The 482-nt window shown below is 79.9% G+C and carries 1 pseudogene; it reads right to left on the bottom strand.

Annotation, left to right across the window (positions count from 1 at the left end):
* Positions 1-482 (bottom strand): annotated as a pseudogene (locus GTW08_RS24265) (hypothetical protein); the annotation flags it as partial.

The following is a 482-nucleotide window of genomic DNA, read 5'->3' as shown; positions in this document are numbered from 1 at the left end:
CCGGAACGCCTCGGCGCCGTGCGGGGCGTCGCCGTCGGCGGGGCCGGAGCCGGCCTCGTCGGCCGGGGTGAAGACGTCGGCCGGGGTCCGCCCGTCGCGTGCGCCGTCCTGCGACGGCGCGAAGGCCGACAGACCCTGCGGAGCGGACCCGTTCAGGGTCGGGGCCGACCCGTCGGCGGTCTGCTCGCCGGCGTCGCCGGGGGCCGCGTTCTTCGTCAGCGACGACCCCGGACGGCGCGTCGGCAGGCTCGAGGCCGAGCCGTTGCGCGCGGTCGTGGACGAGGGCGTGCCGGCCTCGAAGGTCGGGGTCATCGGGCCGTCGGAGCCCGCGACCATCGACGGCAGCGACCCACCGCGACCGTTCCCGTTCACCGCGACCTGGGAGTCCGGCCGGGGTCCGTCGGGCGCTCCGCCGCCGGTCAGCGCCGGGGCCGGCTGCGGGGCCTGCTGCCCGCCACCCTGGGGCGGCACGCCGCCCCAGC

It is taken from the genome of Pseudonocardia sp. SID8383 (genome assembly GCF_009864975.1).
Lineage (GTDB): Bacteria > Actinomycetota > Actinomycetes > Mycobacteriales > Pseudonocardiaceae > Pseudonocardia > Pseudonocardia alni.
The sequence above is the reverse complement of the archived record's forward strand: the minus strand, read 5'-3'. Positions and strand labels throughout refer to the sequence as shown.